This is a genomic window from Pseudomonas sp. Van50 (genome assembly GCF_055390755.1).
In genome coordinates this window covers 2,261,115-2,286,304 of sequence record NZ_AP024343.1, presented here as the reverse complement: position 1 = coordinate 2,286,304, position 25,190 = coordinate 2,261,115, and the positions used below count along the sequence as shown (strand labels likewise).

The following is a 25,190-nucleotide window of genomic DNA, read 5'->3' as shown; positions in this document are numbered from 1 at the left end:
CCGCACCTGGGCTTGCAAAAATGCCTGATTCAGAACGAAGAAATTCCCGTGCCGAGAGCATGCACACCCGCACTTGCGACAGCGTTGAAGGACTGTTTTTTACAAGCAAACCTTCCTGGGGCTATCTAAATTGCGTAACGCCCCATAACGTATGGTCGCCTTTGACTTCCAAGTGCCCCATCGACCATGAGCCAACCGACCCGAATCGATGATGAACAGGCCCTGACCCGACCCGGCGCCGTCAGTCTGCGTGAGGCGTTCTGGTTCTGGCTCAAACTGGGCTTCATCAGTTTCGGCGGCCCAGCGGGGCAGATCTCGATCATGCACCAGGAACTGGTGGAACGGCGGCGCTGGATTTCCGAGCGGCGCTTCCTGCACGCCCTCAATTACTGCATGTTGCTGCCGGGGCCTGAGGCCCAACAATTGGCGACGTACCTGGGCTGGTTGATGCACCGAAGCTGGGGTGGAGTGATCGCCGGCGCGTTGTTCGTGCTGCCTTCGCTGTTCATTCTCATCGCGTTGTCGTGGCTGTACATCGCCTTTGGCGAAGTGCCGGTGGTGGCGGGTATTTTCTATGGCATCAAACCGGCCGTGACGGCCATCGTGGTGCATGCCGCCCACCGGATCGGCTCCCGCGCACTCAAGAACAATTGGCTGTGGGCGATTGCGGCGGCATCGTTCACCGCGATCTTCGCCCTTGATCTCCCCTTCCCATTGATCGTGCTGGGTGCGGCTGCCATCGGTTACTTCGGCGGTCGCTGGGCACCGGAAAAATTCAGCCTGGGCGGTCACGATACCCAACACAAATCCTTCGGCCCCGCCTTGATCGACGACGACACGCCAACCCCGGAGCATGCCCGGTTCAGCGCCGCCAGGTTGGTCCGCCTGGTGGTCGTCGGTGCCCTGTTGTGGATCGTGCCCATGGGCCTGCTGACCGCCGTGTTCGGCTGGGGCGGCACATTGACGCAAATGGCCTGGTTCTTCACCAAGGCCGCGCTGCTGACCTTCGGCGGTGCCTATGCGGTCTTGCCCTACGTGTACCAGGGCGCCGTCGGGCACTTCGGCTGGCTGACGCCGACACAAATGATCGACGGCCTGGCCCTGGGCGAAACCACGCCCGGGCCGCTGATCATGGTCGTGGCCTTCGTCGGTTTCGTCGGAGGTTACGTGATGCAGGTATTCGGTCCCGAACAGGCCTTCCTCGCCGGGGTCGTCGCGGCCACGCTGGTGACCTGGTTCACGTTCCTGCCCTCGTTCCTGTTCATCCTGGCCGGCGGCCCGCTGGTGGAATCGACCCACAACGCATTGAAATTCACCGCACCGCTGACGGCGATTACCGCGGCGGTGGTCGGGGTAATCCTCAACCTGGCCTGCTTCTTCGGTTACCACGTGCTCTGGCCCAACGGTTTTGCAGGTGCACTGGACTGGCCGTCAGCGATCATCGCGATTGCGGCGGCAGTTGCGCTGTTTCGCTACAAGCGCGGGGTGATCCAGGTGTTGCTGGCGTGCGGGTTGGCCGGGCTGGCGGTGCATTTGTTGCGCTAGACGAGGCGCTTGCTCAGGTAGGTCGCCGAGGCCGGGCACAAGGTCTTGAACTGGGCCGTCGCGCTGATTGACGCGGGCGCCAGCGAGCGATCCTCCTGCTGATAGCCCTGGCCGGAAAAAAACGCCGCGGCGCTGTCGGTCAACAGGTGGAGCCGCTCCACCCCCTCGCGTCTCGCAAACGCTTCGACAGCGGCCAGTACCGCCACCCCAGCCCCCCGCCCGCGCTGCCCCTCAAGGACAACCAACGAGCGCAGCAACCGCTCGGCCCCCTCCCCCTCGATGCCAGCAAACCCCACGTCGACACCCTGGTGGTTGAAGCTGAAGAACTGGCGACCGGAATATGTCAGGTCGTCCACGGGTAGCCCGGCTTGGGTGAGTGCATCGCGCAAGGGTCCCAGATCGTTATTGCTTAGAGCTGTCATGTGCATGGTGGGTGCTCGTCTACGTCTTGCCTTGATCATCGGGCACCCCGAATTTGGTTACAACTCACGGAGTGCATCGGAGGTCGGGCTTCAATAGGATTGCTCGAAAGTAAGCCACTGGCGTACATTAGCAATGATTTTTATTGAAACTCCAATTTTTACCCGTCGGGTCAAAGAACTGATGGATGACGATGATTTCGCTGTCCTACAGAAAATACTGGTCTGCAATCCTTCCGCTGGTGAAGTTATGGAAGCCACCGGGGGGATCCGAAAGATTCGTATCGCAGCCAAAGGCCATGGCAAACGGGGGGGAGCCAGGGTGATCTACTACCACTTCGTCCATGCTTCGCGGATCGCGTTACTGATGATATATCCGAAAAATGAACAGCAAGACTTGACTGTCGATCAACGAAAAGCGTTGAAATTGATTGTCGAGCACTGGAGATAACCATGAGCAAATTTTTCGATGAGCTGATGGAAAGCGTGCAACAGATGGATGAAATCGTCCGAGGCGAACGCCAGCCATCACGGGAATTCATCGTCGATGCACTGCAAGTGAAGGCGATACGCAAGGCTACCGGCCTGACCCAAGCCAAATTTGCAGCACTGATCGATGTCCAACTGGGCACGCTTCGCAACTGGGAGCAGGGACGGCGCGAGCCTACCGGCCCCGCTAAAGCGCTGCTGCGGGCGATTCACAATGATCCGAAACACGTGATCAGCGCCTTAGCCGTTTAAGCATTGTCGAAATGAACAGAACGCTCAGGCAATGCTTCCATGTGGCGAAGGCGCTTGCTCCCAGCCCGCCATGACCCAGCGCAAATGAACACCCCACCCCATCAGCTAAGCTCAACCTATCATCACGACAGGGAATCGACATGAGCAAGGCAGACGAGCTAGCGGCCAAACTGAGGAAGACCCAGCAGACCCGCGCCGATACCGACAACTGCGCCGACCTGGCGATCGAGCACTGGCCGGCCCAGGTCTACGAGCTGTATCGCCAGATCGAAACCTGGCTGGCTCCCGTGTGCGAGGCGGGCCTGGACATTCGGCGCAACCCCACCCACGTCTTTGAAAGTCACTCCAGCGGTTCGACGTACAACTACGCCATCGACCAACTGATGATCGAAGGCAATCATCGCCGCATTTCATTCGACCCGATTGCGCGCTTCTCGGCCAAGGGAGAGGGCTGCATTGAAGTCCATATGAAAGGGCAGGAACACTGCATCGTGCGCACACTCGGTGAGCATGGCGAATCGCTTTGGCATATCCAGGCCCTGCGCTCGACAGGTCAACAGCCCGCTGAACCTGCCATTCTGGACGAGGACGCCTTGCTCTCGCTGGTAGAAGAAGGCCTTGGCCTATAACGTAAACGGGCGATCCTTGATCGCCCATTTTCATTGGAGGGCACGCTAGATCTGCGGCGCTGATTCGAGTGCTGGATCGTTTCCGGGCACCGGTAGCGCCAGTTCTTGGGCCGGTCTTCCTACAAGTAAATTCAAGGCATTGTCGATTTCGTCAGCCGCGCCTTGCGCGTATCGAACATCCGCCCAGCTCCAGTACGGATCGGATATCAGCCCGCCAACGGCCTGTGCGCACAATTCATCGCGGCTGATGCCCATCTTCCCGGCCGCGGCGATCACGGCCATAAGGGCTTGCTCTAATTGGGAAATTCGCTCTGTTGTCACAATGAACCAACGTGATGGATAACAAACCCAGAGCATATCAAGCCATCAATGTGCCACCAAGCTCAAGCGCCCAACGGTCGCCCTGTCAGCCTGCTTTGGCTTTGCGTCCGCGGGGGCTGCCGTTCACAGGCACGCTGTTGCCATATTCCGTCCACCAAACCGTCAGCGCCTCCATCGTCGGCCCAAGCCCTCGGGCCTTCTGCGTGATTTCGTATTCCACCCGCGGCGGTACTTGCGCGAACACCGTGCGAGACACCAGCCCATCTCTCTCCAGTTCGCGAAGTTGCGCCGTCAACATATGCTGCGTGATGCCGGGAATGGCCTTTCGCAGCTCCCCAAAGCGGTAGATCCGCTGATTGAGCAACCACATGATTTCCAATTTCCACTTGCCCGAGAGCAGCGCGAATGCGCGGCGCATTTGCTCGTGCATGTTGATACCGGCGCCCTCATTAGTCTGGTTTTCCATACTAACCGTCACTTTTTCATCCTTCTTGCGGGCTTTCATGTTAGGCGACATTCTCGCCCCATGTCGATTCAACCCAGCCCACTCAGGAGAAACCTCATGATTGAACACTACCTCTACTGGCTCAGCACCGCGGCGTTGGCCCTGCTTTACCTGGCGTCGGCAACGCTGTACGTCACCAAGAAGGCCTGGGTGGGTCAGGCGCTGGCCGACCTCGGTTACCCCAGCTACCTGATACCGATGCTCACCGTCCTGAAAATCCTCGGAGTAGTCGCCATCCTGTCGCGCCCAAGCGTGGCGCTCAGCGACCTGGCCTATGCAGGCATGCTCTATCACCTGCTACTGTCGGCGTCCGCGCACCTGGGTGTGCACAAGCCGCGCGGCGCTCTTCCGGCAGCGATAGGCATCGTGTTGCTGATCGCCTCCTTCCTGACCCAAAACGCCGTCCGCGAAGCTCCGTCGCCCTATGCGCCTGGTGCGGCGCAGCACCCGTTCATCCTCGACTGACGGGTACTGATCTCAACCCACCGTGCCATAGGGCGTTGCTTGCGTAGTCGATGAAGATTCCCGGGCCGCTGACCGAGCAGCCAGCACCGTCAGCACAGCGGCCATAGCCAACACGGCCGCACTGGTTTCGAAGGTCGCGCGATAGCCACTCAGATCAAACAGCAGGCCACCCACTGTCGCGCCCGCAGCGATGGCGAGCTGGACGATCGCTACCATCAGGCCGCCACCGGCTTCGGCATCTTCCGGTAGCGTTCGCGAAAGCCAGGTCCACCAGCCTACGGGCGCTGCCGTAGCCACCAGGCCCCAAAGGCCGAGCAGGAGGGTCGTGATCGTGACCGAGCCGCCGCCCCCCACCAGGGCAATGGCAATCGCGGCCATCAACAGGGGGATGACGATAAGCGTCCGATAGAGGTTGTTCTTCAAGCAGGTCCCGATCAGGAAGGTGCCCAGCAGCCCCGCCACACCGATCACCAACAACATGAAGGACAGCCTTGAAACGCTCACTTGCGTCACTGTTTCAAGGAACGGTCGCAGGTAGGTGAACAACATGAACTGGCCCATGAAAAACGTGCTGACCGCCAGCATGCCCAGCGCGACCGGTGCCCGGGTCATCAACTTGAAGACGTTGGTATTGCCCTGCTTCGCCTTCGAAGGCATGGAGGGCAGGCGCAACAGCAGCCAGACCAGGGCGATGGCGGCGACCGGCACAATGCAGAAAAACGCGCCACGCCAACCGATGATCGCGCCCAGGAAGCTGCCCAGCGGCGCAGCGACCACGGTCGCCAAGGCATTGCCGCCATTGACCACGGCCAGTGCCCGCGGAACCTGAGCGTCCGGCACGAGCCGCATGGCCGTGGCCGCCGACAGCGACCAGAAGCCGCCAATCGCCACGCCGATCAACGCGCGACCGACCATGAATACCGGGTAATTCGGTGCGAACGCCACCACGGTGCCTGAAACGATCATCAGCAAGGTCAGCCCCAGCAGGAGCCATTTGCGGTCGACCCGGGCGGCAATCGAGGCGATGAACAGGCTGGTGATCAGGGCAAACGCGCCAGAGACGGCAATGCCTTGACCGGCCTGCCCTTCACTGACATGAAGATCGGCCGCTACCGGCGTCAGCAAGCTGACGGGCATGAACTCCGAGGCAACCAGCACGAATGCGGCGAGCGCCATGGCAAATACCGCACCCCAGGCGGGCGGGTCTTGTGGCAATGAGTTATCGGTCATTGAATGACAATCCTGTGTTGCTTGATGGAGCTGTGGGAGCGAGCTCGCTCGCGATGACGGCGGCACATCCGACACCGGCGCCTCAGGCAGACCGCTATCGCGAGCAAGCTCGCTCCCACAGTTTTGAATGGGGTGTTCACATATTTCGTGCCCGCCACACCTCCCCTGTGGGGGCGAGCTTGCTCGCGATTCTTTGGTGGATTGAGTGAGGGAGTATTTTCAGCGCTCGATCCGGCCGGTCGGTAACGCATTACGCTGAGATGCTTGCCTGATCCTATGAGTTCTTCCATCGCGCATAGGCAGCGCTTCGTTTAGCGCGTTAATGTTCTGCCTATAGCGCTTGAGCCGAGATGACACCCGGAGCCGACATGGTCGTCCAACGCAGATCCGTACAAGAGACATTGACCGCCATCATTGGCGCCTGGACACCACACCCGGGCGACTTCGAAACGCCCATTCCCGGCCTGGTCTTCTTCCGGCGTGAAGCCCCGGCGCCGCCGGTGATTTGCATGATCGAACCGAGCATCGTGCTGGTGGCCCAAGGCGAGAAGCAGGTGTGGATCGGTGGCGAAGCCTATGGCTACGACACCGAGCGGTTCCTCATGACCTCCCTGGACATCCCGGCCAATTCCGAAGTGCTGCAGGCAAGCCCGGAGCAACCCTGCCTGGGCCTGGTCCTGAGGCTCGACTTGCGCATGGTGGCCGACCTGATCGCCCTGGGCAGCCTGTCGCCGCCGCGTGATCGAGCGGTCGGGATCGGCGCAGGAATCGGCACCGCGACGCCGGACCTTTTGGCGCCGTTCGCACGCCTGCTGGCGCTGCTCGACGAACCGGAAGCAATTCCCATACTGGCACCGTTGATCCAGCGCGAGATCCACTACCGGCTGCTGCTCAGCGACCAGGCCGCCCGACTGCGGCAGATCGCCTCGGTCGACAGCCAGGGCTACCGGATCGCCAAGGCCATCGACTGGCTGAAATTGAACTACACCGAGCCCGTGCGCGTGGACGACCTCGCGGCGCGGGTGCAAATGAGCGCGCCGACGTTTCACCACCACTTCCGCCAGCTCACGGCGATGAGCCCGCTGCAATACCAGAAGTGGCTGCGGTTGAACGAAGCCAAACGCTTGATGCTCAACGAACACGTGGACGTCGCGAGTGCGGCCTTCAAGGTGGGTTACGAAAGCCCTTCACAATTCAGCCGCGAATATGCCCGCTTGTTTGGTGTGCCGCCCAAGCGGGACATTGCGGCGTTGCGTGGGCCGGCCAAGGCTGGCTGATTCATCATCGAGCATGGCCCTGTGGGAGCAAAGCTTGCTCGCGATGCCGTTACCTTGGCTTTCAGAAGACCGCATCAGCTTCATCGCGGGCAAGCCTTGCTCCCACAGAGCCATGCCTTTGCGCCAACGTCACACACCTCAACGCCAGGATCATCGTCGGATCAACCAGCGCCACCCTGTGCCCATTGATATCGAACGCCTCGCAATGCGCCAGCACCAGCGGCAACTCCGTACACCCCAGGATCAACACCCCCGCCCCCAACTCGCACAGGTGCTCAGCCGCCAGCAACAACTGCTCCCTGCAGAGCCCCTGTGTGAAGCCAGCCTTGATACCCCGTGGTCCGTAGATGGCGTCCATGACCATCGCCTGGTAATCGACACCTGGCGTAAGAAGCTGGAACCCGGCATGACGCGCCGCCTGGTGATAAACCTGGCTCTGCACCGTACCGGACGTCGCCAGCAGGCCAATCGCCTTGCCCGAACCATAAGTGCCCGCGATCCACGCCACCGTCTCGCTCAGCATGTTCACGATGGGTACCCTCAGGTGCGCCTGGATCCGGTCGACGAAGGCATGGGCGGTGTTGCAGGGAATTGCGATGGCGTTGGCGCCGGCGCTTTCGAGACGTTTGCACGTGGCGTACATCGCCATCGTCGGATCGGTCTCATCCCGCAACAGATTCGCCGTCCGGTCCGGTATCTGCGGGTTTTGCTCGACCACCATCTTGATATGGTCCTGGTCCTTTCCCGCTGGCGTATTGGCCACCACCTTGGCCATGAAATCCACCGTGGCGGCAGGCCCGACGCCCCCCACGATGCCCAGCTTGAAGGGTGGGCGCCTGGACTGCTGGTCCAGCGTCGCGAAGTCGGCGTAGATCTCATTGATGTCCAGCACAGTGACCCCGCGACGCTGCAAGTCGGCACAGACCAGGGAAAGCTCGGTCATGCCGGGCAGGATCACCGTCGCCCCCTGGGCCTGCAATGAGAGACACGCCCGATAGACCGCCTCAAGCGGCACACCTTCGAGATGACCGTCCTTGATGCCATTGAGGCCGTACATCGCCTCCATCAAACCCGCTTGAGCGTCTGCGTCGGGGTAAACGATCTGAAAGTCTTTGCCAAAATGTCGCTCGAACAATCCGCAATGACGCACAAAGTCGGAGGCGATCACCCCCAACGTCGCCTGGGACGGCACCGTGTGGCTGACGTGCTGGGTCAAGGCGGCCATCATGTCCAGCACGGGAATGCCCAGCGCCTCCTCGATTTCAGCGCGAAACGTATGGCTGGCGAAACATGGAAGCATCACCGCATCGAAGCCACTGTCCTCGAACGACTTGCACACCTGGAACACATAGAACTTGCGCGACGTCATGTTCGCGCCCTGGTCCAGCGGCAGCAGCACATCCTTGAAGGGGTGCTGCTCGAACAGGAAATGGTAGCGCGCCTGATCCTCGAGCACCGCCCGGGACTTGACCAACTTGTAGAACAGGTCGCCACCGGCCAGTGACCCGAGCCCACCAACAATCCCCAACTTGCGCACCACAGCCTTGTGGCTCGACTTCGCTTTAGCCTTCATGAGTCTCTCCTCAAGCCACCGGCACCGGCTCGGATCGCGACCGAGCCGGAGCATGTTCACCCTCTTCCTCGTCGGCTTCTTCGTGGGATTCGGACTTGGCGACAACCGCCGTCGCAATGCTGTTACCCACCACATTCGTGGCCGTACGGGCCATGTCGAGGAACTGGTCGATGCCGATGATCAACAGCAGCCCCGCCTCGGGAAGATTGAACATCGGCAACGTGGCCGCGACCACGACCACCGAAGCCCGGGCGACACCGGCCATGCCCTTGCTGGTGATCATCAGCGTCAGAAGAATCAGCAACTGCTGGGTGAAACTCAGATCAATGTTGTAGGCCTGGGCGATGAACAGGATGGCGAACGCCTGGTACATCATCGAGCCGTCAAGGTTGAACGAATAGCCCAGCGGCAACACGAAGCTGGACACACGTTTTGGCGCGCCAAACTTCTCCAGCGCCTCGATGGTTTTCGGGTAGGCGGACTCACTGCTGGCGGTGGAAAAGGCCAGGAGAATCGGCTCACGGATGAGCTTGCCGAGGTGGAAAACAGAGCGACCGAGGAACAGGTAGCCGGCACCGAACAGCAACGCCCAGAGGATCAGGATCCCCAAGTAGAACTCGGCGATCAGCTTGCCGTAATCCACCAGCAAGCCAAGCCCCTGGGTGGTGATTGCCGAGGCGATGGCGGCAAACACCCCAATCGGCGCGAAGGCCATCACGTAGTCGGTGATCTTGAACATCACCTTCGCTAACTCTTCGATGGAATCGGTGATCCGGGTGTAGCCCGCCCGCTTCACCCCCGCCAACGCAAAGCCGAAAAACAGCGAAAACACCACGATCTGCAGGATCTCGTTGTTGGCCATCGCTTCGGCAATGCTGCGGGGAAACACGTGGCCGATGAACGCCTTGAGACTGAAGTCGCCGGTATTGACCGGCACGGCCGCCGTTGCGTGCTGGGCCACGTCCATGTTCAGCCCGGCACCGGGTTGAAACAGGTTGACCAGCCCCATTCCGATCAGCAGCGAGACGACCGAGGCGGTGACAAACCAGGCCATCGCCCGGGCCCCGATCCTGCCGACAGAGCGAGAATTGCCCATGCTGGCGATACCGCCCACCAACGTCGCGAACACCAGGGGCGCGATGATCATCTTGATCATGCGCAGGAAAATATCAGTGACCATCGAGAAGTAACTGGCGATCTCTTTGGCACTTTGCTCGCTCCCTGCGAAATGGTGACACGCCCAACCGACCAGCACGCCCAGGGCTATGCCCATTGCAATTCGACGTGGGAGCTTATTCTTCTTCACGGTGCTGTCCTCAAGTAGTTCTTGGAGTTTTTTACTTGGCAGGATCGATTCTAAGGAGCAGATCCGGGAGGATGATGAGTAATCCGGCTAACCCCATGCGCTTTTGGAATAGTTAGCGAAAGGCCGCGCTATGCTGGGGAATTGCCCAGTAAAATCGCGCTCTCACAGGGGGAGTTTCTCGATATGCAACTCAAATGGCTGGATGATCTTCTGGCGATTGGCGAATGGAAAAATTTCTCACGCGCGGCCGAGGTTCGATGCGTGACGCAATCGGCCTTGTCCAGGCGTATTCGTTCACTTGAGGAATGGGTGGGCGTCAAGCTGGTGGACCGGGGCACCTACCCTGTCCAACTCACCCCCGCGGGAGTCACCTTCTGCGATGAAAGCCGAGAGGCCCTCGCCGGACTACTGCGGTTGCGCTCGACGCTGCGGGACGTGGAACGAATGCCGGGACGCTCCATCCAGATCACCGCCGGCCACAGCCTGTCGATGACCTTCCTACCCAAGTGGCTGTCGCAGTTCCAGCAACACAACGAGCAGTTCAACGCCCGGGTGGTGGCTGCCAACATCCATGACGCCGTCATTGCATTGGAGGAAGGCAGTTGCGACTTGATGATGGTCTACCATCACCCGCTTGCGCCCATCCTGCTGGACGCCGAGCGTTTTGGCAGCCTGGTGCTCGGCCACGACGCGTTCATCCCCTTATGCGCGCCCAACCGCAAGGGCGAACCGCTGTTCCGCCTGCCCGGACGCGCCGGCAAACCGGTGCCCTACCTGGCCTATACGGCAACGACATTCCTCGGGCGCGTCGCCGACATCGTCATCAACAACGGCCCTGAACCCATCGCGCTGGAGCGCTGTTACGAAGCGGACATGGCGATGCTGCTGATGCGCATGGCCATCGAGGGCTACGGCGTGGCCTGGTTGCCGCAGAGTGCGGTGGCCGACGAGCTGGAGCGTGGGCTGTTGGTGCGGGCCGGCGGTGAGCAATGGAGCACGCGATTGGAGATTCGCTCGTATTGTGCGATTGCCAATCGCAATCCGACGATGCGCAAGTTGTGGAAGACATTGGAGGGTGCTTCGTTGCATCGGCTGGGCAGCGCACCGAGTGCGAACTGATCAACACCACCCAAGCGTTGCTCGCAAAGGGTAGGTACACGCCGATTAACTGTGGGAGCGAGCTTGCTCGCGATGACGGCATCACATCAAACATCGCCATCAACTGAACCACCGCTATCGCGAGCAAGCTCGCTCCCACAGAGGATTGAGGGTGTACGCCACATTTGTATGCCCACCAAACCCTGTGGGAGCGAGCTTGCTCGCGAAGACGGCAGCACATCAGACATCACCATCAACTGAACCACCACTATCGCGAGCAAGCTCGCTCCCACAGTGGATTGAGGGTGTACGCAACATTTGTGTACCCACCAAACCCTGTGGGAGCGGGCTTGCTCGCGAAGGCGGCAGCACATCCAGCATCCTGCAAACTGACACACCGCTTTCGCGAGCAAGCCCGCTCCCACACAGGGATTTGTGGTGAACGCACTATCTGTGAACAACTCGGAAAAAACTGTGGGAGCGAGCTTGCTCGCGATGACGGCATCACATCAAACATCGCCATCAACTGAACCACCGCTATCGCGAGCAAGCTCGCTCCCACAGGTTCCAGGCTGCACAGGATGATGAGCAAGGCAATGCAGGCGACCTTGTGAGGTCGCCCACTTCCCTTACGACGCCAGAACCTGCGCCTGCAATCGCCGCCCGATCACATCCAGCAAATCACACCCATCGCGCAGGGGGATCGCCAACACTTGGGCAAAATCATGGAGTACCACCGCGTCCGTACTGATGTCGGACCGCATGGCGAGGTTTTCCAGTAACTGGGTGACAGCGGCGATGCGGTAAGCGGCGGTGTCGTGCAACACGTCCAACGGTGCTTCCGTGTCGATCAGGAGCGCGTGGAAATTGTTTTCGATACCGGTGATAGGCATGTAGCGGGACATGAGGGGTTACTCCTGCGGGAATGGGCGGTCAGTGGCGGATTGGGATGCCGCTGGCGAAGGGAGTGAATCCGGGAGCGAGATTCGGATACGTGGCAGGAGATGTTCTTGGGTGACGCTAGACGAAAGCCACCTTGGATTGGCTGTGGCTGTCGGAGGGTTGGGGGTGAGTTTTTTCATTGGCTTGTACCTAGGTTATGTAAAGGAACTGCCTTCACCACTTCCACCTGGTGGGTGGCAGCTGTACGCGGGTGTGGAAGACCGAGAACCTAGGACCCGGCGCACCCGAAGGCGCCCCGCGTACAGCCGCCGTAATTTAACAGCAGACCTAGGAAAAGCGTCTGCTTTTTAATTTAGCGGTGCAACGCGCTAGGTTTTCGTGAGGGCTTCCACACCCTCTCGCTGAATTTGCAGCGACGGAGAGAACTTAGCCCACGGGGTGATTAGGTGGATAGTCAGCGGGGAGCGACGCAGCTTGAGGGAAATTTCCGATGAGGGTGTCCGGAGCTGGACTCAGCAGTTCAGGCGGTGGGATGCAAAGAATGATTTCGATACGAATGAGCGCTCAGCGCCATAAGCAAGGGCTGAGGTTTCATCGTATGGTTGAGCACACCCGTCCTGGCTGCAAGTCAAACGAAAGGGCTGACACAGGGTCTTTTTTATACATATAGAATATGCATAATGACAACATTCAGAACTCAGTATGATCCAGCAAAAAACGTCGCTAACAAGAAGAAACACAAGGTGAGCCTGGCCGATGCCGAAGCTGTGTTTTATGACGAAATGGCTCTTGAGCGTGAGGATAATGATGAAAGCGGTGGATTATCATGGGGAAAGACGCCTGCGGTCGTGTACTCGTCGTTGCATACACCTACCGTGAGCCAGATTTCGTTCGTCTTATCAGCGCACGACTAGCCTCCAAAAAAGAACTACGTCAGTACCTGGGAGGTTGAACCCATGAAAGAAGAATACGATTTCAGCACAGCCAAGCGTGGGGCGGTTGCAAGCAGCAAAGGCAAAACCCGCATAACCATCATGCTTGATGAGGACGTGATCGAGGCCGCTCGCGAACGCGCCGAAAGTGCTGGTACTGGATATCAGACACTCATCAACAATCTACTGCGTCAGGCTTTGATATCTGAAACTGCCCACAATCTGTCACCGGCAGCCCAAAAGCGAACCCGAACAGTTAAACCCTATGCAAACGGTATTACCCGGTCCGACGTGAAGGATCTGGAAAAGCGCCTAGCCGCCATGACTGAGGAGCTGCACAAGATGGTGGACGCATCCAGGCCCGGTAAAGCCAAAGCATCGGTATGAACCGAGAAGATCGATTTACTCAGGAGCAAGGCACTGTCTTAACCCGGTGCCTTCACCCACACCCACAATAATCCGCTTGCCCATTTTCTCCCCCACCTCCAACGCCTGCCCATCCCGCTGCTTCCCCCGCCGCGCCAAACCCACCAGGCGCGGAATCAACTCTCCTTCCGGCAAGTGCTGCCAGAATCGCCCCGGCATGTGCTGACGCAACGCCTGGGGATTGAGCCGCGCCGGGTTAAAGATGTGCCTGTAATAGGTCCGCCACAGCTCGGCGCCGGGATCTTCAGCGTGACGTGCCCAATGCTGCCACTGCTCGGGGCAACGTCGCTGGTAATCCAACGACTGCCCATCGAAACGGATACCGTCGCGAGGCGTTGCGATCAGCCAGCGTTGTTGCCCCAACCGCTCGGCAAAATGGCCGCTGGCACTTTCGAGGATGTCATGGGCCGGTTGATGAAAGGCGACCAGATCCAGTTGCAGTTGCTCGGCCAATGCTTGCGGCAAGGGAACGAAGCGCACGAAGGCATGCAGGTGATGAGCCTCGCGTTGGACCTGCTTGATCCGTCGCTGCAGCTCACTGCCCAGGCGGTCGCCCGCGAGCATGGCCGTGCGGTCGCCGTGGGCAACCCGCCAAAGCACCTCATACAGCAGATTCCAACGTTGTTCGCCCTGGTAGCGACCAGCCTGTTCGAGTTGGGTCAGCAAGGCTGCGGGAACCCGCGTACGGAACGGGCCCGGCCCTAGGGGCAGCGGTGCCGGCACGGCCAACAAGTCGGCCATTGGGCCCTGGGCCCACGTGACATCGCTCGGGTCGATGCCTTGGCCGAGCAGCGTTCGAGCCTGGTCCCGCCACGTAGCGAAATCATCCCCGCAATCCAGGGCAATCACGACCAAAGCCCCATCTGCACCGGCCGCTGGGGATCACGCAACCGCGCCCGCAGCAGACCACTGCGCACCTGGGCGTCGGCAGGCCGGTAATCGCTGGTGACAATGAACGGTCGCGCCTTCTCCAGCACGCACCGCAACTGCACCAAGTCGTCATAACGCACCCGCCGCTCCCGGCGCAACGCAACCAGGCGTTGCACACTACGCAGGCCAATCCCCGGAATACGCGCCAACAAGGCGGGTTCGGCACGATTGATATCCAGCGGGAACACCTCGCGATTAGCCAGCGCCCATGCCAGCTTCGGGTCGATGTCCAAGTCCAGGTTGTGGGTTTCGCTCAAAAGCTCGCCTGCCTTGTAGCCATAACCGCGCATGAGAAAATCGGCCTGATACAGCCGATGCTCGCGCAGCAACGGCGGCGCTGCCAGGGGCACACTGGCGGGGCTGTCGGGAATCGGGCTGAACGCTGAATAGTAAACCCGTCGCAAACCGTACCCCTGGTAGAGCGACTCGGCGTTGCTCAGGATGGCGTGATCATCGGTGGCATCGGCCCCCACAATCACCTGCGTGCTCTGCCCGGCCGGAGCGAAGCGAGGCGCCCGCGGCTCACCGGCCACCGCCTGTTGCCCCTGGTGGATGGTGCCCATGGCTTGGCGGATGGTCGTCAACTGCTTTTCCGGTGCGAGACGCTTGAGGCTGATATCGGAGGACAGTTCGATATTCACGCTCAAACGATCAGCCAACCGCCCCGCTTCCTCGATCAATAGCGGATCGGCATCGGGAATGGTCTTGAGGTGGATATAGCCACGAAACTGGTGCTCTTCCCGCAGCAACCGCGCCACTCGTATCAACTGCTCCATGGTGTAATCGGCCGAGCGAATGATGCCGGAACTCAGAAACAGCCCACTGATGCAGTTGCGGCGATAAAAATCCAGGGTCAACCGCACCACCTCCTCCGGCGTAAAACGCGCCCTCGGCACATTGCTGGAACGACGGTTGACGCAATACTGGCAGTCGTACAGGCAAAAATTGGTCAGCAACACCTTCAGCAACGAAACGCAGCGCCCATCCGGCGTATAGCTATGGCAAATGCCCATGCCATCGGTGGCCCCCAGCCCCTCACGACCACGGGAGCTACGCTTAGGGGCACCGCTGCTGGCGCAGGAAGCATCGTACTTGGCAGCATCGGCAAGAATGCCGAGCTTGGCGATAAGTTGCATGAAGTGAACTCAGATACTGGATATAAACACAGTATTTTGAGAAGCGCCGCGATGCAAGCGCCATTGGTCAATTCAACACCTGCCATGAGTCGCCCAGGCCGTGAGTGGGATGGGCTATAATCGGCCAACCAACGCGATTGAGGTCCAGCCCCATGGGCAATGTCAGCCTTGAAACCAAAAAGGCCTATGCCGCCAGGACGCGCAGATCCAACTACGCGGCTAGCCTGCGCCTGGAAGGCTTCAAAACGACCTTCGCGGACGGCGAACGCAAAATGCCAACGCGCGAAGAGGTCTTGAAGGCCTTCACCCAGACCAGAACCTGATGGCTGACAAATATGGAGTCGGCGAAGACGCTTATTGCTACCCCGGCTCCACGGTCCTTCGCAACAAACTCAATATCCGTGACGAACCGACCCTAAGCGAAGCCGAACAACAACTCTCGGCCATCGCAGCGGACAACGTCGAATTCAGCCCTCCTCCCTACAGCCTGGCCTACCTTCAAAACATTCATCGAATCCTCTTTTCAGACCTGTTCGAATGGGCCGGCGAGTTGCGCACCGTCGGCATGTCCAAGCAAGCCACCCGCTTTTGCCAACCCCAGTACATGGAGGCGGAAGCCAACAAGATCTTCATGAACATGGCAGCGGCCAACTGGTTCGAGGGCATGGAGCGGGCTGAGCTGATCGTCGCCGTTGCAGAGGCCTATTCCGACATCAACGTCGTACACCCCTTCCGCGAAGGCAATGGCCGTGCCCAGCGTATTCTGTTTGAACACCTGATCATGAACGCCGGGTTTGAAATCAGTTGGTGGGGGATTGAGAAGGACGAGTGGATCTACGCCAATATCGCGGCTTATAACTGCGTCATGGAGCCTATGGAGCAGGTTTTTGAGAAATGTATCGGGCAAACGATTCAACTTTGATCGCCTCGACGTCACCCTGCTCAGTGCCTTACGGTGCATTCCGTCAAAGTGCTACAGTTGTCAGCAACTAACATCTGCTAAAGCACTAAAAATGCTCACGACAAACTCCTTCCCACCCAACGAAAAAGGTCGTGACTTTGTAGTGGGAGACATTCACGGGCATTTCAAGCTTCTGAAAAAAGCCTTGGGCAAAGTAAATTTCAATACCGAAGCAGACCGTATCTTTTCTGTGGGTGACCTCATCGACCGAGGCCCCGACTCTACAGATGTACTGAATTGGCTTGAGAAACCATGGTTCCATGCCGTGCGCGGCAATCATGAGCAGATGCTCATTGACTGCGTCTCCGGCCACGGGAATATACCTAGGCATATCCGAAATGGTGGGGCCTGGCTCTACGAGTTACAACCGACTCTTCAACATGAACTCCTGCAAGCCTTGCAAGCGCTTCCGCTGATCATTGAAATAAATCTATCAAGCGATCAAACAATTGGAGTAGTACATGCCGAAGCTCCAATCATTAAAAGTAACGATGGCTGGCAGGAAGCGAAGGACGCTATTAGCGGAAAATCTGGAAAGTCGAATCAACGACAAGCCCTGAAAACAGCGCTGTATGCCAGGAAAAAAATCGAGCGGCAAGATCACTCTTCCATTAACGGAATAAGCCAGCTCTATGTAGGGCACTCAACCGTATCCGGGGTCATGAGGCTGGGCAATGTCGTCTATATCGATACGGGCTGTGGATTTGCTGATGGCGCGTTAAGCCTGATAGAAATCCAATTCGAAACCGTCGTGAGCACCCGCATGAGCGAGTAAGGTCAGGGCGGGGGGTTATTACTCTGAATGTCGGGGTACGAGCGCCCTCTCATTCACGCCACCCCAGACCTGATAAACTGTGCCCCTTTCGCAATTTGCATCCGATCCCCATGCCCATAGAACATATTCCATCACACCTTCTCTCTCGGCGCTTCAGCGTGGCGCCGATGATGGACTGGACCGACGCCCACTGTCGCTTCTTCCTACGCATCCTCTCCAAGCACGCCCTGCTTTACACCGAAATGGTCACCACCGGCGCGCTGCTCAACGGTGACCACGAACGCTTCCTGCGCCATCACCCATCCGAACATCCCCTGGCCCTGCAACTGGGCGGCAGCGTGCCTGCCGACCTGGCCGCCTGCGCCCGTATGGCCCAGGAGCACGGCTACGACGAGGTGAACCTCAACGTCGGCTGCCCCAGCGACCGGGTGCAGAACAACATGATCGGCGCGTGCCTGATGGGGCATCCGGGGTTGGTGGCTGATTGTGTGAAGGCCATGCGTGATGCGGTGTCGATTCCGGTGACGGTCAAGCATCGCATCGGGATCAATGGGCGGGACAGTTACGAGCAGTTGTGTGAGTTCGTCGGGACGGTGCGCGAGGCCGGTTGCACGAGTTTTACCGTGCATGCGCGGATTGCGATTCTGGAGGGGCTGTCGCCGAAGGAGAATCGCGACATCCCGCCGCTGCGTTATGACGTGGCCGCGCGGTTGAAGGCGGATTTTCCGGAGTTGGAGATTGTGCTCAACGGTGGGATCAAGACGCTGGAGGCCTGCCACGAGCATCTGCAGACGTTCGACGGAGTGATGCTGGGGCGCGAGGCCTATCACAACCCGTATCTGCTGGCCGAAGTGGATCAGCAGTTGTTTGGCAGCACCGCACCGATCATCACCCGGGCCGAGGCGCTGGCGCAGTTGCGGCCTTATATTGCCGATCACCTGGCCGCTGGCGGGGCGATGCATCACATCACTCGTCATGTGTTGGGGCTGGGCACCGGGTTTCCGGGGGCGCGGCGGTTTCGGCAGTTGTTGTCGGTAGACATTCACAAAACCAAGGATCCGTTGGCGTTGCTGGATCAGGCGGGGCAACTGCTGGAAGGGCGTTAACCGTCACTTGCTTTGAACCTGCACGCTGTTTTGGCATCGTATCTAGCGATACCGCCCCGGCCTTTCAAACAGCCGTTTTCAGGTTGTTGCCGCTGGGGCCGTCGATACCTCTTCACGCCCTTGAGTGGCTGCCGGCCCTCGGGTAATGTCAACGGACCCATAGGACAGAGCACGCTCATGACTTCCAAGCTGGAACAACTCAAACAATTCACCACCGTCGTGGCCGATACCGGCGACTTCGAGGCCATCGCCCGCGTCAAACCCGTGGACGCCACCACCAACCCTTCCCTGCTGCTCAAGGCGTCGGCCATTCAAGGCTATGCCGAGCAACTGAACGCCTGCGTGGCGGACTGCAAGGGCGATGTGGGCCTGGCCAGCGACCGTTTTGCCGTAGCGGTCGGGCAAGAAATCCTGAAAGTGATCCCGGGGCGTATTTCCACTGAAGTGGACGCGCGCCTGTCGTTCGACACCGAGGCCATGTTGAAGCGTGCGCATCGTCTGGTCGACCTGTACGAAAAGGCCGGTATTGGCCGGGATCGGGTGTTGATCAAGATTGCCTCCACCTGGGAAGGCATTCGTGCAGCCGAACAGCTGGAGCGTGAAGGCATCCAGTGCAACCTGACGCTGCTGTTCTCCTTCGCCCAGGCCGCGGCCTGTGCCGATGCCGGGGTGTTCCTGATTTCGCCGTTCGTGGGCCGTATCTACGACTGGTACAAGAAAGCCAATGGCAACGACTACACCGGCGCGGATGATCCGGGCGTGCAGTCGGTGACGCGCATCTACAACTACTACAAGGCCAACGACTACAAGACCGTGGTCATGGGCGCGAGCTTCCGCAACCTCAACCAGATCGAGCAACTGGCCGGGTGCGACCGCTTGACCGTCAGCCCGGACCTGCTGGAAAAACTCGCCGCCGACGAAGGCAAGCTGGAGCGCAAGCTGGCGCCAGGGCAAGCCGGGGAGGCGCGCTTGATCCTCGACGAAGCGCAGTTCCGCTGGTTGTCCAACGAGGACGCCATGGCGACCGAGAAACTGGCCGAAGGTATTCGTCAGTTTGCCCGGGACCAGGAGAAACTGGAGGCGTTGCTGCAAGCCAAGCTTTGAGCTGATTCAGCCGGCATGCAAAAAGGGCGAACCTGGTTGGGTTCGCCCTTTTTTATGCGGCTTGCTTGGCTTAAGCGATGTGGCGGGTCGGCAAACGCCATCGCGAGCAAGCTCGCTCCCACAAGGGATGTCAGAACACCACAAAACCTGTGGGAGCGAGCTTGCTCGCGATAAAGCCGGTGCAGCCTACACGAAGCCCAGGGCTCAAGGCCGCTCCAGCGCATTCACCAGATCATGGAACGCTTCACGATTGGAATCGTTGAGCCCCATGAGGATCTTGTGGGCTTCAAGCACCTTGATCCGCACTTCCTCTTCCGACTGATCCTGGTCAGGCAGGTCGTCCAGGCATTCCGGACACGGCACAGGGTCGCCCACGATGTTGAACACCTGGTCGAAGCCCATCGATTGCAGCAGACGGGTGATGTCATTGTGGGTGGTGACGACGGTCGGCAGCAGGCCGACCTTTTGCCGCGACAGGATCGACAGCTTGGCCAACAGGCCCAATGTGGTGCTGTCGATGCTGCGGGTTTCGGTCAGGTCGATCACGATGGCGCTGAAGTTCAGCGCGGTGAAGATCCGCTCAATAGTCGCATCCAGCGCCGAACACAGGGTCAGGCGCACTTCACCGACAAACTTCAGGACGAAGGTGCCGTCCTGCTCGGCGAACTGGATTCTACCGGTACTCATCAAAGGTTCCTGCTCAACACTAACAGGGCGATATCATCCGGCATCTCCCCGAGCGTGGCTAATCCAAACACTTGACGCAAGCCTTCCAGGCTGCCGCCCGCTGCGCTTACCCGTTCAGGCAAGGCCGCTTCTTTCTCTTTGAGTGTAGGTTCTGTCAAAAGGTCCAAAATGCCATCAGACATCAGCGTCAGGCTGAATGTCGGTGGCAATTCCAGTACGTGGTCTTCGTAGGTGGCCTCGTTGAACAGGCCCACCGGCAAACCACGCCCCTCCAGGTAACGAACACTGTCTGGCGTATACAACACAGGCAACGGCAAGTGACCGCCGATGCTATAGGTCAACAAACCAGTCTCCTCGTCGATGACTCCACCGACCATTGTGACGTGTTTGCCCAGCTTACAACTGATCAGGCCTCGGTTGATATGCCCAAGGACTTCCGACGGCTTGAACTCTGGCAGCGTGCCATTGCGCTTGGATTCGAATAGCAGCCGCGTGGTCATGAATTTCAACAGCACCGTCACGAAGGCCGAGGACGCGCCATGGCCGGAAACATCCGCCAGGTAGAACGCCACTCGCCGCTCATCGACGCGGAAATAGTCCACGAAATCGCCCGACAGGTACAACGACGGGATGATCTGGTGGGCAAAACGGAAATCGTCGACGGTCCAGGGGCTGACCGGCAGCATGTTCATCTGCACCTGGCGCCCGGCGTTCTGGTCTTCCTGCAACAGGTTCAGGCTGGCTTCCAGCTCGCGGTTGGCGGTTTCCAGCTTCTCGCGATAGCGCTGGTTTTCCACCAACAGCCGCGAACGGTCCAAGGCCCGGCGTACCGAGTGCTCGAGCACCGCGAGGTCTTCAAGGGGCTTGATCAGGTAATCCGCCGCGCCCAGGCGCAATGCCTCGACTGCGTCGTTCATCACGCCCGCGCCCGACACCACGATCACCGGGGTCTGCGAGGAAAGCTCGGTCACCTGGCGAATGAGTTCGAGTCCGCCCATCTGCGGCATGCGCAGGTCGCAGATGACCAGGTCGGGCTTGTCTTGCTCGAATACCTGAAGACCCTGTTGGCCATTGCTGGCCTGCAGGACGCTGAAACCACTGTCTTCCAAGTAGGCTGCGAGACTGGCTCGCACCACTTCGTCATCATCGATTATCAGCAGCGTGGCACTGGTTTTTGGCATGTGGGCAAACGGCGCCAGAATTAGGTTGGCGTAGCGGGCTGGGCGGTCTGGCCTGGCACGCACTACTGGATTCGCTTTCTAGCCTCTCTGTCGTACCGGCTTCAGGCCTTTGCCCTACACGCCCTTACATCAGAGGTGCCCTTCTAAGGCGCAGACGGTACTCCCATCCGCGGGGCGTTTCAAGCTCATGCAGATAGCCGCTTGCCGTCTTTATTTGTCAAAGCACAGAGAGTTATAAGAACCGAGCGAAGCGTAACTCAATGGAAGGATCAAACCCGCTCAAACACGACGCCAAAGCACAGAAGGCGGCCTTTTGGGCCGCCCTCTGTGGTTTTACAAATCGAAATCAAAAATCGTCTTCGACCTGGCCGTCCTTGACTTTGAATTCGCGGTTCTGCAGGTAGGCATTGCGGATGAAGACGTATTTGTCGCCGCTCACCATCTTCTCGGCCGACAACAGGCTGGCGCGGGTATCGACGATGTTCAGGCCGTGAATGGAGTTACGCACCGAGACGTTATCGATATAACGATAAGGAGCGGTGTAGTCATCGACCAGTTTGGCCGGTGCGTCACGCAGGGTGCTTGGCCCCAGCAGCGGCAGCATCACATACGGACCACTGCCCAGGCCCCAGTAGCCAAGGGTCTGGCCGAAATCTTCATCGCTGCGCTGCAGGCCCATCTGGGTGCCCACGTCAAAGAAGCCCAGCAGGCCGAAGGTGGTGTTGAAGATCAACCGGGCGGTGTCGACCCCGGCGGCGGCCGGCTTGGCCTGCAGCACGTTGTTGGCCAGGTTGCCGACGTCGCCGATGTTACGAAACATGTTGTGGATGCCGTCTTCGAGGAACTGCGGCGTCACGTATTGATAACCCTGGGCCAGTGGCTTGAGCGCATAGGTATCGACGGTGTCGTTGAAGGTGAAGATTGGACGGTTGATGCTTTCCCAAGGATCTTCTTCCGTCGCGGCCTGAGTGGCGAACGGAACCAGCAGGACACAAGCGGAAAGACTCAGCTGAGCTAGACGATGGCTCCAGCGCATAGGGAAAAACTCCTTGGATTATTCAGGCAAGGGCGCCGAGCCCAGGCGGTAAGCTGGCTAGTATAAGACGGAACGCGTGGATAGGCAGCACCGAAAAACACCCAGGCCGTAGGACTTTTCCGCAACTGGCAGCCTTCATCTCACTGTCACCGGACTGTCATCGGAGCCCATTAGGCTGCTGGTTATTTCAAGGACGTTCCCATGCCCCGCGCCGAAGCCCTGCCCCTCCCCGTCCCCAGCCTGACCGCCGTACTGTTTGGCCTCAGCGGATGCCTGGTGGATTTCGGGGCGCGCATTCGTCAGCCAGGGGCAGCACCAGCGGATCACGCCCAGCCGACACCCGGAGCCCTGGAAAGCCTGCAACGCTTGCAACATCTGAATATCCCCTGCGCCTGGCTCGACGAATTGCCTCCCGCCATCAGCCATAGCCTGGCGGCTTCATTGCCCACGTCCATCAAAGCGCCGCAACTTCCCGCAACAAATTATCCATGGCCAGCACCGCATGCCTGCTGGCAAGCGCTGATGGCGCTGAACGTCCAGCAGTTGGACGGCTGCGTGCTGGTCAGCGGCGAACCGCGGTTGTTGCAGTCAGGGCTCAATGCAGGTTTATGGACGATCGGACTGGCATCCTGCGGCTCTTTGTGTGGCCTGGCGCCCGCCGAGTGGCAGGCATTGAGCCAACAGGCGCGGGAAACCAAACGCGCCAAGGCCACCGTGCAATTGTTCGGCCTCGGGGTGCATTCAGTGATCGATCACTTGGGCGAGCTCGACACTTGCCTGGCCGATATCTGCCTGCGCCGCATTAAAGGCGAGAAGCCCTGACCGGGATCATGCAGGGCGCGTCAGTGTGGATTACTCTTAAGGCAGGCCATGGACTTTTGACGCAGCGTCGCGGTCCATGGCTGTGCCTATCAATAAAGGGAGTACGCCAATGCCTGCCCGCGAATTGCAAGACCAGCTCAACACACTGCGCGAGCAATTGGACCAGAATCCACCCCTGTCCGAAGCCGAACGCGCCGACCTGCAGGCGCTGATGGAACAGATCGAATTCGAGCTTGAACTGGAAACCCAAACACAGGACACCAACCTCGCTGACAATGTGAACCTGGCTGTCGAACGCTTCGAGCTGGAGCACCCCACGCTGGCCGGGACCTTGCGCAACATCGTGCAAGCCTTGGGCAACATGGGGATCTGAACCCTTCGCATGCAAAAAGCCCTGCTATCTAGCAGGGCTTTTTAGTTTCACGTGCCTGCAATGCATCCCCTGTGGGAGCGAGCTTGCTCGCGATAGCGGTGTATCAGCCAACCTCAATCTTGGATGTGCTGCCCTCATCGCGAGCAAGCTCGCTCCCACAAGAGCTCACCTCCACAAGAAAAGTTTACTGACGGACCAGGCGGTGGTTCGGCAGTTGGACATCTTCGGTACTGCGATACGGGTTGATGTCCAGCCCACCACGCCTTACATACCGCGCATACACCGTCAATTTCTCCGGTTTGAGCAAGCGCTGCAGGTCGAGAAAGATTCGTTCCACGCATTGCTCATGGAAATCGGAATGCTGGCGGAAGCTGACGAGGTAGGCCAGCAGGCTGGCCGGGTCCAGGGCAGCGCCGCGATATTCCACCGCCACGCTGCCCCAGTCTGGCTGGCTGGTCACCGGGCAGTTGGATTTGAGCAGGTGGCTGTGCAGGCTTTGCTCGACGATGCGTGAAGCATCGCAGCGCAGCAGCTCCGGGCGCGGGTGTGCGTAGGAGTCGACGCTGATGTCCAGATCGTCGATGCAGGTACCGGGCAGCGCCACGATGCCTTCACGCTCCACGTCCTTGAGGCTGCGGATTCGCACACCCACCGCCTTGCCGGCCGCAGCCGACAGGTCCTGGCGCAGGGTGGCTTCCAGGCTCGCGGTGTCGGCGAACGGGGTCTGGTTCAAGGAGTTGAGGTACAGCTTGAAGGATTTGGATTCGATGATATTTGGCGAATCCGCCGGAATCGCGAATTCACCGATGGCCACCACCGGCTTGCCGGACGGCAACAGCCACGACAGCTCGAAACAGTTCCAGAAATCCACGCCCTTGTACGGCAGGGTCTCGGCCGTCAGGCCCAGTTCCGCCCATTTCGCGGTGCGCGGGATCGGGAACAGCAGTGACGGCGTGTACGTGGCGATGTATTCGCTGGATTTGCCCAGCGGCGAATGTTCGGCTGCGGGATGCATGACGGAAACCTGACTGAAGAATCAGCGGATTCTATCAGCCTTTGCCGCAGGCTTTGAGTGCTTACTGACTGACTGTCAGGTCGCCCTTCATCCCGGCCTGGTAGTGACCGGGAATATTGCAGGCAAACTCCAAGCGCGTGGCCTTGCTGAAGGTCCAGGTCAGCTCGGCGGTCTTGCCCGGCTCCACCAACACGCTGTTGGGGTCATCGTGGCGCATGCTCGCCTGGTCGTGGCCCATGGCGGCATGATCCATCCCCGGCTTCATCGCGGTTGGCATCAACTGGCCGCTCTGCTGCATCTTGAGCATTTCCTGTTGATGGTCGGCGTGCATGGCCGCGTTGCCCAGGTTGAACTCGTGGAGCAACTGGCCCTTATTGATCAGCACGAACCGAACCGTCTCGCCGGCCTTGATATCAAGGGCTCCGGGATCGAACGTCATATCGCCCATCACCACGTCAATGCTGCGACTGGCCTTGGCCGCCGGCGCGGGCTGGCCAAAATCGAAATGACCGGGCGATGCCCACAGCGGCGCACTGAGGGCCAGTGCACAAGCAGCCAGGATCAAGCGGTTTCCCATCAACATGTCCATACTCCAATCGGATTCAGCGTGTGGGAAACTCTATCGCTGCAGCCCTGCCAGTCGGCTGACAGCTCGATTACAACTTTGTCAGGTTGCGCCACCAGCCCGCCTGCC

At 59.5% G+C, this 25,190-nt stretch carries 29 protein-coding genes and 1 pseudogene; 16 read left to right on the top strand and 14 right to left on the bottom strand.

What is annotated here, in order from left to right; genetic code table 11:
- The first annotated feature begins 186 nt into the window (after nucleotides 1–186).
- Complete coding sequence (gene chrA / locus ACZ5M5_RS10105) at nucleotides 187–1,545, top strand: chromate efflux transporter (protein ID WP_207281483.1); 1,359 nt, start codon at nucleotides 187–189, stop codon at nucleotides 1,543–1,545.
- On the opposite strand, the gene arsN2 is transcribed toward chrA, so the two are convergent.
- Nucleotides 1,542–1,973, bottom strand: coding sequence for an arsenic resistance N-acetyltransferase ArsN2 (gene arsN2, locus ACZ5M5_RS10100; protein ID WP_092166495.1), 432 nt, complete (start codon nucleotides 1,971–1,973; stop codon nucleotides 1,542–1,544). The genes chrA and arsN2 overlap by 4 nt on opposite strands.
- A gap of 127 nt (nucleotides 1,974–2,100) precedes the next feature.
- Between arsN2 and ACZ5M5_RS10095 the strand changes: the two genes are divergently transcribed.
- The 3 genes from ACZ5M5_RS10095 (at nucleotide 2,101) to ACZ5M5_RS10085 (ending at nucleotide 3,334) form a co-directional block, all read left to right on the top strand.
- Nucleotides 2,101–2,415 carry a type II toxin-antitoxin system RelE/ParE family toxin gene (locus ACZ5M5_RS10095; protein ID WP_106269851.1) on the top strand — a complete coding sequence of 105 codons (315 nt, stop codon included), beginning with the start codon at nucleotides 2,101–2,103 and terminating at the stop codon, nucleotides 2,413–2,415.
- 2 nt (nucleotides 2,416–2,417) lie between these two features.
- Nucleotides 2,418–2,705, top strand: a complete 288-nt coding sequence (gene nadS / locus ACZ5M5_RS10090) for a NadS family protein (RefSeq protein ID WP_060738344.1) — start codon at nucleotides 2,418–2,420, stop codon at nucleotides 2,703–2,705.
- A gap of 140 nt (nucleotides 2,706–2,845) precedes the next feature.
- On the top strand, nucleotides 2,846–3,334 hold the full coding sequence (locus ACZ5M5_RS10085) for a hypothetical protein (protein WP_192259848.1): 489 nt from the start codon (nucleotides 2,846–2,848) through the stop codon (nucleotides 3,332–3,334).
- Nucleotides 3,335–3,379: 45 nt separating this feature from the next.
- On the opposite strand, the gene ACZ5M5_RS10080 is transcribed toward ACZ5M5_RS10085, so the two are convergent.
- Nucleotides 3,380–3,616, bottom strand: a complete 237-nt coding sequence (locus tag ACZ5M5_RS10080) for a hypothetical protein (protein ID WP_192259847.1) — start codon at nucleotides 3,614–3,616, stop codon at nucleotides 3,380–3,382.
- Between the two features lie 124 nt (nucleotides 3,617–3,740).
- Nucleotides 3,741–4,160 (bottom strand): winged helix-turn-helix transcriptional regulator, encoded by a 420-nt coding sequence (locus ACZ5M5_RS10075; protein ID WP_318646565.1) that lies wholly within the window; start codon nucleotides 4,158–4,160, stop codon nucleotides 3,741–3,743.
- Nucleotides 4,161–4,217: 57 nt separating this feature from the next.
- On the opposite strand from ACZ5M5_RS10075, the gene ACZ5M5_RS10070 reads away from it, so the two are divergent.
- A complete protein-coding gene (locus ACZ5M5_RS10070; RefSeq protein ID WP_464738961.1) occupies nucleotides 4,218–4,625 on the top strand; it encodes a DoxX family protein in 408 nt (135 codons plus the stop codon).
- A 12-nt stretch (nucleotides 4,626–4,637) separates the two neighbouring features.
- Here ACZ5M5_RS10070 and ACZ5M5_RS10065 read toward each other — a convergent pair whose 3' ends face one another.
- Nucleotides 4,638–5,855 (bottom strand): MFS transporter, encoded by a 1,218-nt coding sequence (locus tag ACZ5M5_RS10065; RefSeq protein WP_464738960.1) that lies wholly within the window; start codon nucleotides 5,853–5,855, stop codon nucleotides 4,638–4,640.
- A 368-nt stretch (nucleotides 5,856–6,223) separates the two neighbouring features.
- On the opposite strand from ACZ5M5_RS10065, the gene ACZ5M5_RS10060 reads away from it, so the two are divergent.
- Nucleotides 6,224–7,132 (top strand): AraC family transcriptional regulator, encoded by a 909-nt coding sequence (locus tag ACZ5M5_RS10060; protein WP_464738959.1) that lies wholly within the window; start codon nucleotides 6,224–6,226, stop codon nucleotides 7,130–7,132.
- A gap of 61 nt (nucleotides 7,133–7,193) precedes the next feature.
- Here ACZ5M5_RS10060 and cuyB read toward each other — a convergent pair whose 3' ends face one another.
- Both cuyB and ACZ5M5_RS10050 read right to left on the bottom strand, forming a co-directional pair.
- Nucleotides 7,194–8,705, bottom strand: coding sequence for a cysteate racemase (cuyB, locus tag ACZ5M5_RS10055; protein WP_464738958.1), 1,512 nt, complete (start codon nucleotides 8,703–8,705; stop codon nucleotides 7,194–7,196).
- A gap of 10 nt (nucleotides 8,706–8,715) precedes the next feature.
- Complete coding sequence (locus ACZ5M5_RS10050; RefSeq protein WP_060738348.1) at nucleotides 8,716–10,011, bottom strand: dicarboxylate/amino acid:cation symporter; 1,296 nt, start codon at nucleotides 10,009–10,011, stop codon at nucleotides 8,716–8,718.
- Between the two features lie 183 nt (nucleotides 10,012–10,194).
- Between ACZ5M5_RS10050 and ACZ5M5_RS10045 the strand changes: the two genes are divergently transcribed.
- Nucleotides 10,195–11,130 carry a LysR substrate-binding domain-containing protein gene (locus tag ACZ5M5_RS10045; RefSeq protein ID WP_060738349.1) on the top strand — a complete coding sequence of 312 codons (936 nt, stop codon included), beginning with the start codon at nucleotides 10,195–10,197 and terminating at the stop codon, nucleotides 11,128–11,130.
- 608 nt (nucleotides 11,131–11,738) lie between these two features.
- Here the strand turns inward: ACZ5M5_RS10045 and ACZ5M5_RS10040 are convergent.
- Nucleotides 11,739–12,014, bottom strand: coding sequence for a hypothetical protein (locus ACZ5M5_RS10040; protein WP_025212783.1), 276 nt, complete (start codon nucleotides 12,012–12,014; stop codon nucleotides 11,739–11,741).
- 678 nt (nucleotides 12,015–12,692) lie between these two features.
- On the opposite strand from ACZ5M5_RS10040, the pseudogene ACZ5M5_RS10035 reads away from it, so the two are divergent.
- Both ACZ5M5_RS10035 and ACZ5M5_RS10030 read left to right on the top strand, forming a co-directional pair.
- Nucleotides 12,693–12,964 (top strand): annotated as a pseudogene (locus tag ACZ5M5_RS10035) (BrnT family toxin).
- 4 nt (nucleotides 12,965–12,968) lie between these two features.
- The gene (locus ACZ5M5_RS10030) at nucleotides 12,969–13,331 is read left to right on the top strand and encodes a DUF6364 family protein (protein ID WP_060743052.1); all 363 of its coding nucleotides are present in this window, start codon (nucleotides 12,969–12,971) and stop codon (nucleotides 13,329–13,331) included.
- A gap of 15 nt (nucleotides 13,332–13,346) precedes the next feature.
- Here ACZ5M5_RS10030 and ACZ5M5_RS10025 read toward each other — a convergent pair whose 3' ends face one another.
- Nucleotides 13,347–14,225, bottom strand: a complete 879-nt coding sequence (locus tag ACZ5M5_RS10025) for a TIGR03915 family putative DNA repair protein (RefSeq protein WP_464738957.1) — start codon at nucleotides 14,223–14,225, stop codon at nucleotides 13,347–13,349.
- Complete coding sequence (locus tag ACZ5M5_RS10020; RefSeq protein WP_103308883.1) at nucleotides 14,216–15,436, bottom strand: putative DNA modification/repair radical SAM protein; 1,221 nt, start codon at nucleotides 15,434–15,436, stop codon at nucleotides 14,216–14,218. The genes ACZ5M5_RS10025 and ACZ5M5_RS10020 overlap by 10 nt, the downstream gene beginning before the upstream one ends.
- 152 nt (nucleotides 15,437–15,588) lie before the next feature.
- On the opposite strand from ACZ5M5_RS10020, the gene ACZ5M5_RS10015 reads away from it, so the two are divergent.
- The 5 genes from ACZ5M5_RS10015 to tal all read left to right on the top strand — a co-directional run bounded on the left by ACZ5M5_RS10015 (nucleotide 15,589) and on the right by tal (nucleotide 19,382).
- Nucleotides 15,589–15,759, top strand: a complete 171-nt coding sequence (locus tag ACZ5M5_RS10015) for a YhfG family protein (protein ID WP_003199786.1) — start codon at nucleotides 15,589–15,591, stop codon at nucleotides 15,757–15,759.
- Complete coding sequence (locus ACZ5M5_RS10010; RefSeq protein ID WP_464738956.1) at nucleotides 15,759–16,358, top strand: putative adenosine monophosphate-protein transferase Fic; 600 nt, start codon at nucleotides 15,759–15,761, stop codon at nucleotides 16,356–16,358. The genes ACZ5M5_RS10015 and ACZ5M5_RS10010 overlap by 1 nt, the downstream gene beginning before the upstream one ends.
- The gene (locus ACZ5M5_RS10005; protein WP_464738955.1) at nucleotides 16,324–17,172 is read left to right on the top strand and encodes a metallophosphoesterase; all 849 of its coding nucleotides are present in this window, start codon (nucleotides 16,324–16,326) and stop codon (nucleotides 17,170–17,172) included. Before ACZ5M5_RS10010 ends, ACZ5M5_RS10005 begins: the two co-directional genes overlap by 35 nt.
- A 110-nt stretch (nucleotides 17,173–17,282) precedes the next feature.
- Nucleotides 17,283–18,278 carry a tRNA dihydrouridine(20/20a) synthase DusA gene (gene dusA / locus ACZ5M5_RS10000; protein ID WP_464738954.1) on the top strand — a complete coding sequence of 332 codons (996 nt, stop codon included), beginning with the start codon at nucleotides 17,283–17,285 and terminating at the stop codon, nucleotides 18,276–18,278.
- 177 nt (nucleotides 18,279–18,455) lie between these two features.
- On the top strand, nucleotides 18,456–19,382 hold the full coding sequence (gene tal, locus ACZ5M5_RS09995) for a transaldolase (protein WP_092197315.1): 927 nt from the start codon (nucleotides 18,456–18,458) through the stop codon (nucleotides 19,380–19,382).
- A gap of 204 nt (nucleotides 19,383–19,586) precedes the next feature.
- Here the strand turns inward: tal and rssC are convergent, their stop codons facing one another.
- The 3 genes from rssC to ACZ5M5_RS09980 all read right to left on the bottom strand — a co-directional run bounded on the left by rssC (nucleotide 19,587) and on the right by ACZ5M5_RS09980 (nucleotide 22,286).
- Nucleotides 19,587–20,069, bottom strand: coding sequence for an anti-sigma factor antagonist RssC (gene rssC / locus ACZ5M5_RS09990; RefSeq protein WP_025212773.1), 483 nt, complete (start codon nucleotides 20,067–20,069; stop codon nucleotides 19,587–19,589).
- The gene (gene rssB / locus ACZ5M5_RS09985) at nucleotides 20,069–21,250 is read right to left on the bottom strand and encodes a two-component system response regulator RssB (protein ID WP_060738389.1); all 1,182 of its coding nucleotides are present in this window, start codon (nucleotides 21,248–21,250) and stop codon (nucleotides 20,069–20,071) included. Before rssB ends, rssC begins: the two co-directional genes overlap by 1 nt.
- Before the next feature lie 346 nt (nucleotides 21,251–21,596).
- Nucleotides 21,597–22,286 carry an MlaA family lipoprotein gene (locus ACZ5M5_RS09980; RefSeq protein ID WP_060738390.1) on the bottom strand — a complete coding sequence of 230 codons (690 nt, stop codon included), beginning with the start codon at nucleotides 22,284–22,286 and terminating at the stop codon, nucleotides 21,597–21,599.
- A gap of 201 nt (nucleotides 22,287–22,487) precedes the next feature.
- Between ACZ5M5_RS09980 and ACZ5M5_RS09975 the strand changes: the two genes are divergently transcribed.
- A complete protein-coding gene (locus ACZ5M5_RS09975; protein WP_103308891.1) occupies nucleotides 22,488–23,108 on the top strand; it encodes a phosphatase in 621 nt (206 codons plus the stop codon).
- Between the two features lie 109 nt (nucleotides 23,109–23,217).
- Nucleotides 23,218–23,481, top strand: coding sequence for a DUF4404 family protein (locus ACZ5M5_RS09970; RefSeq protein WP_060738392.1), 264 nt, complete (start codon nucleotides 23,218–23,220; stop codon nucleotides 23,479–23,481).
- A gap of 184 nt (nucleotides 23,482–23,665) precedes the next feature.
- On the opposite strand, the gene queF is transcribed toward ACZ5M5_RS09970, so the two are convergent.
- Together queF and copI are read right to left on the bottom strand one after the other, a co-directional pair.
- Nucleotides 23,666–24,496 carry an NADPH-dependent 7-cyano-7-deazaguanine reductase QueF gene (gene queF, locus ACZ5M5_RS09965; RefSeq protein ID WP_060738393.1) on the bottom strand — a complete coding sequence of 277 codons (831 nt, stop codon included), beginning with the start codon at nucleotides 24,494–24,496 and terminating at the stop codon, nucleotides 23,666–23,668.
- A 61-nt stretch (nucleotides 24,497–24,557) separates the two neighbouring features.
- On the bottom strand, nucleotides 24,558–25,079 hold the full coding sequence (gene copI, locus ACZ5M5_RS09960; RefSeq protein WP_103308892.1) for a copper-resistant cuproprotein CopI: 522 nt from the start codon (nucleotides 25,077–25,079) through the stop codon (nucleotides 24,558–24,560).
- Nucleotides 25,080–25,190: the final 111 nt, after the last annotated feature.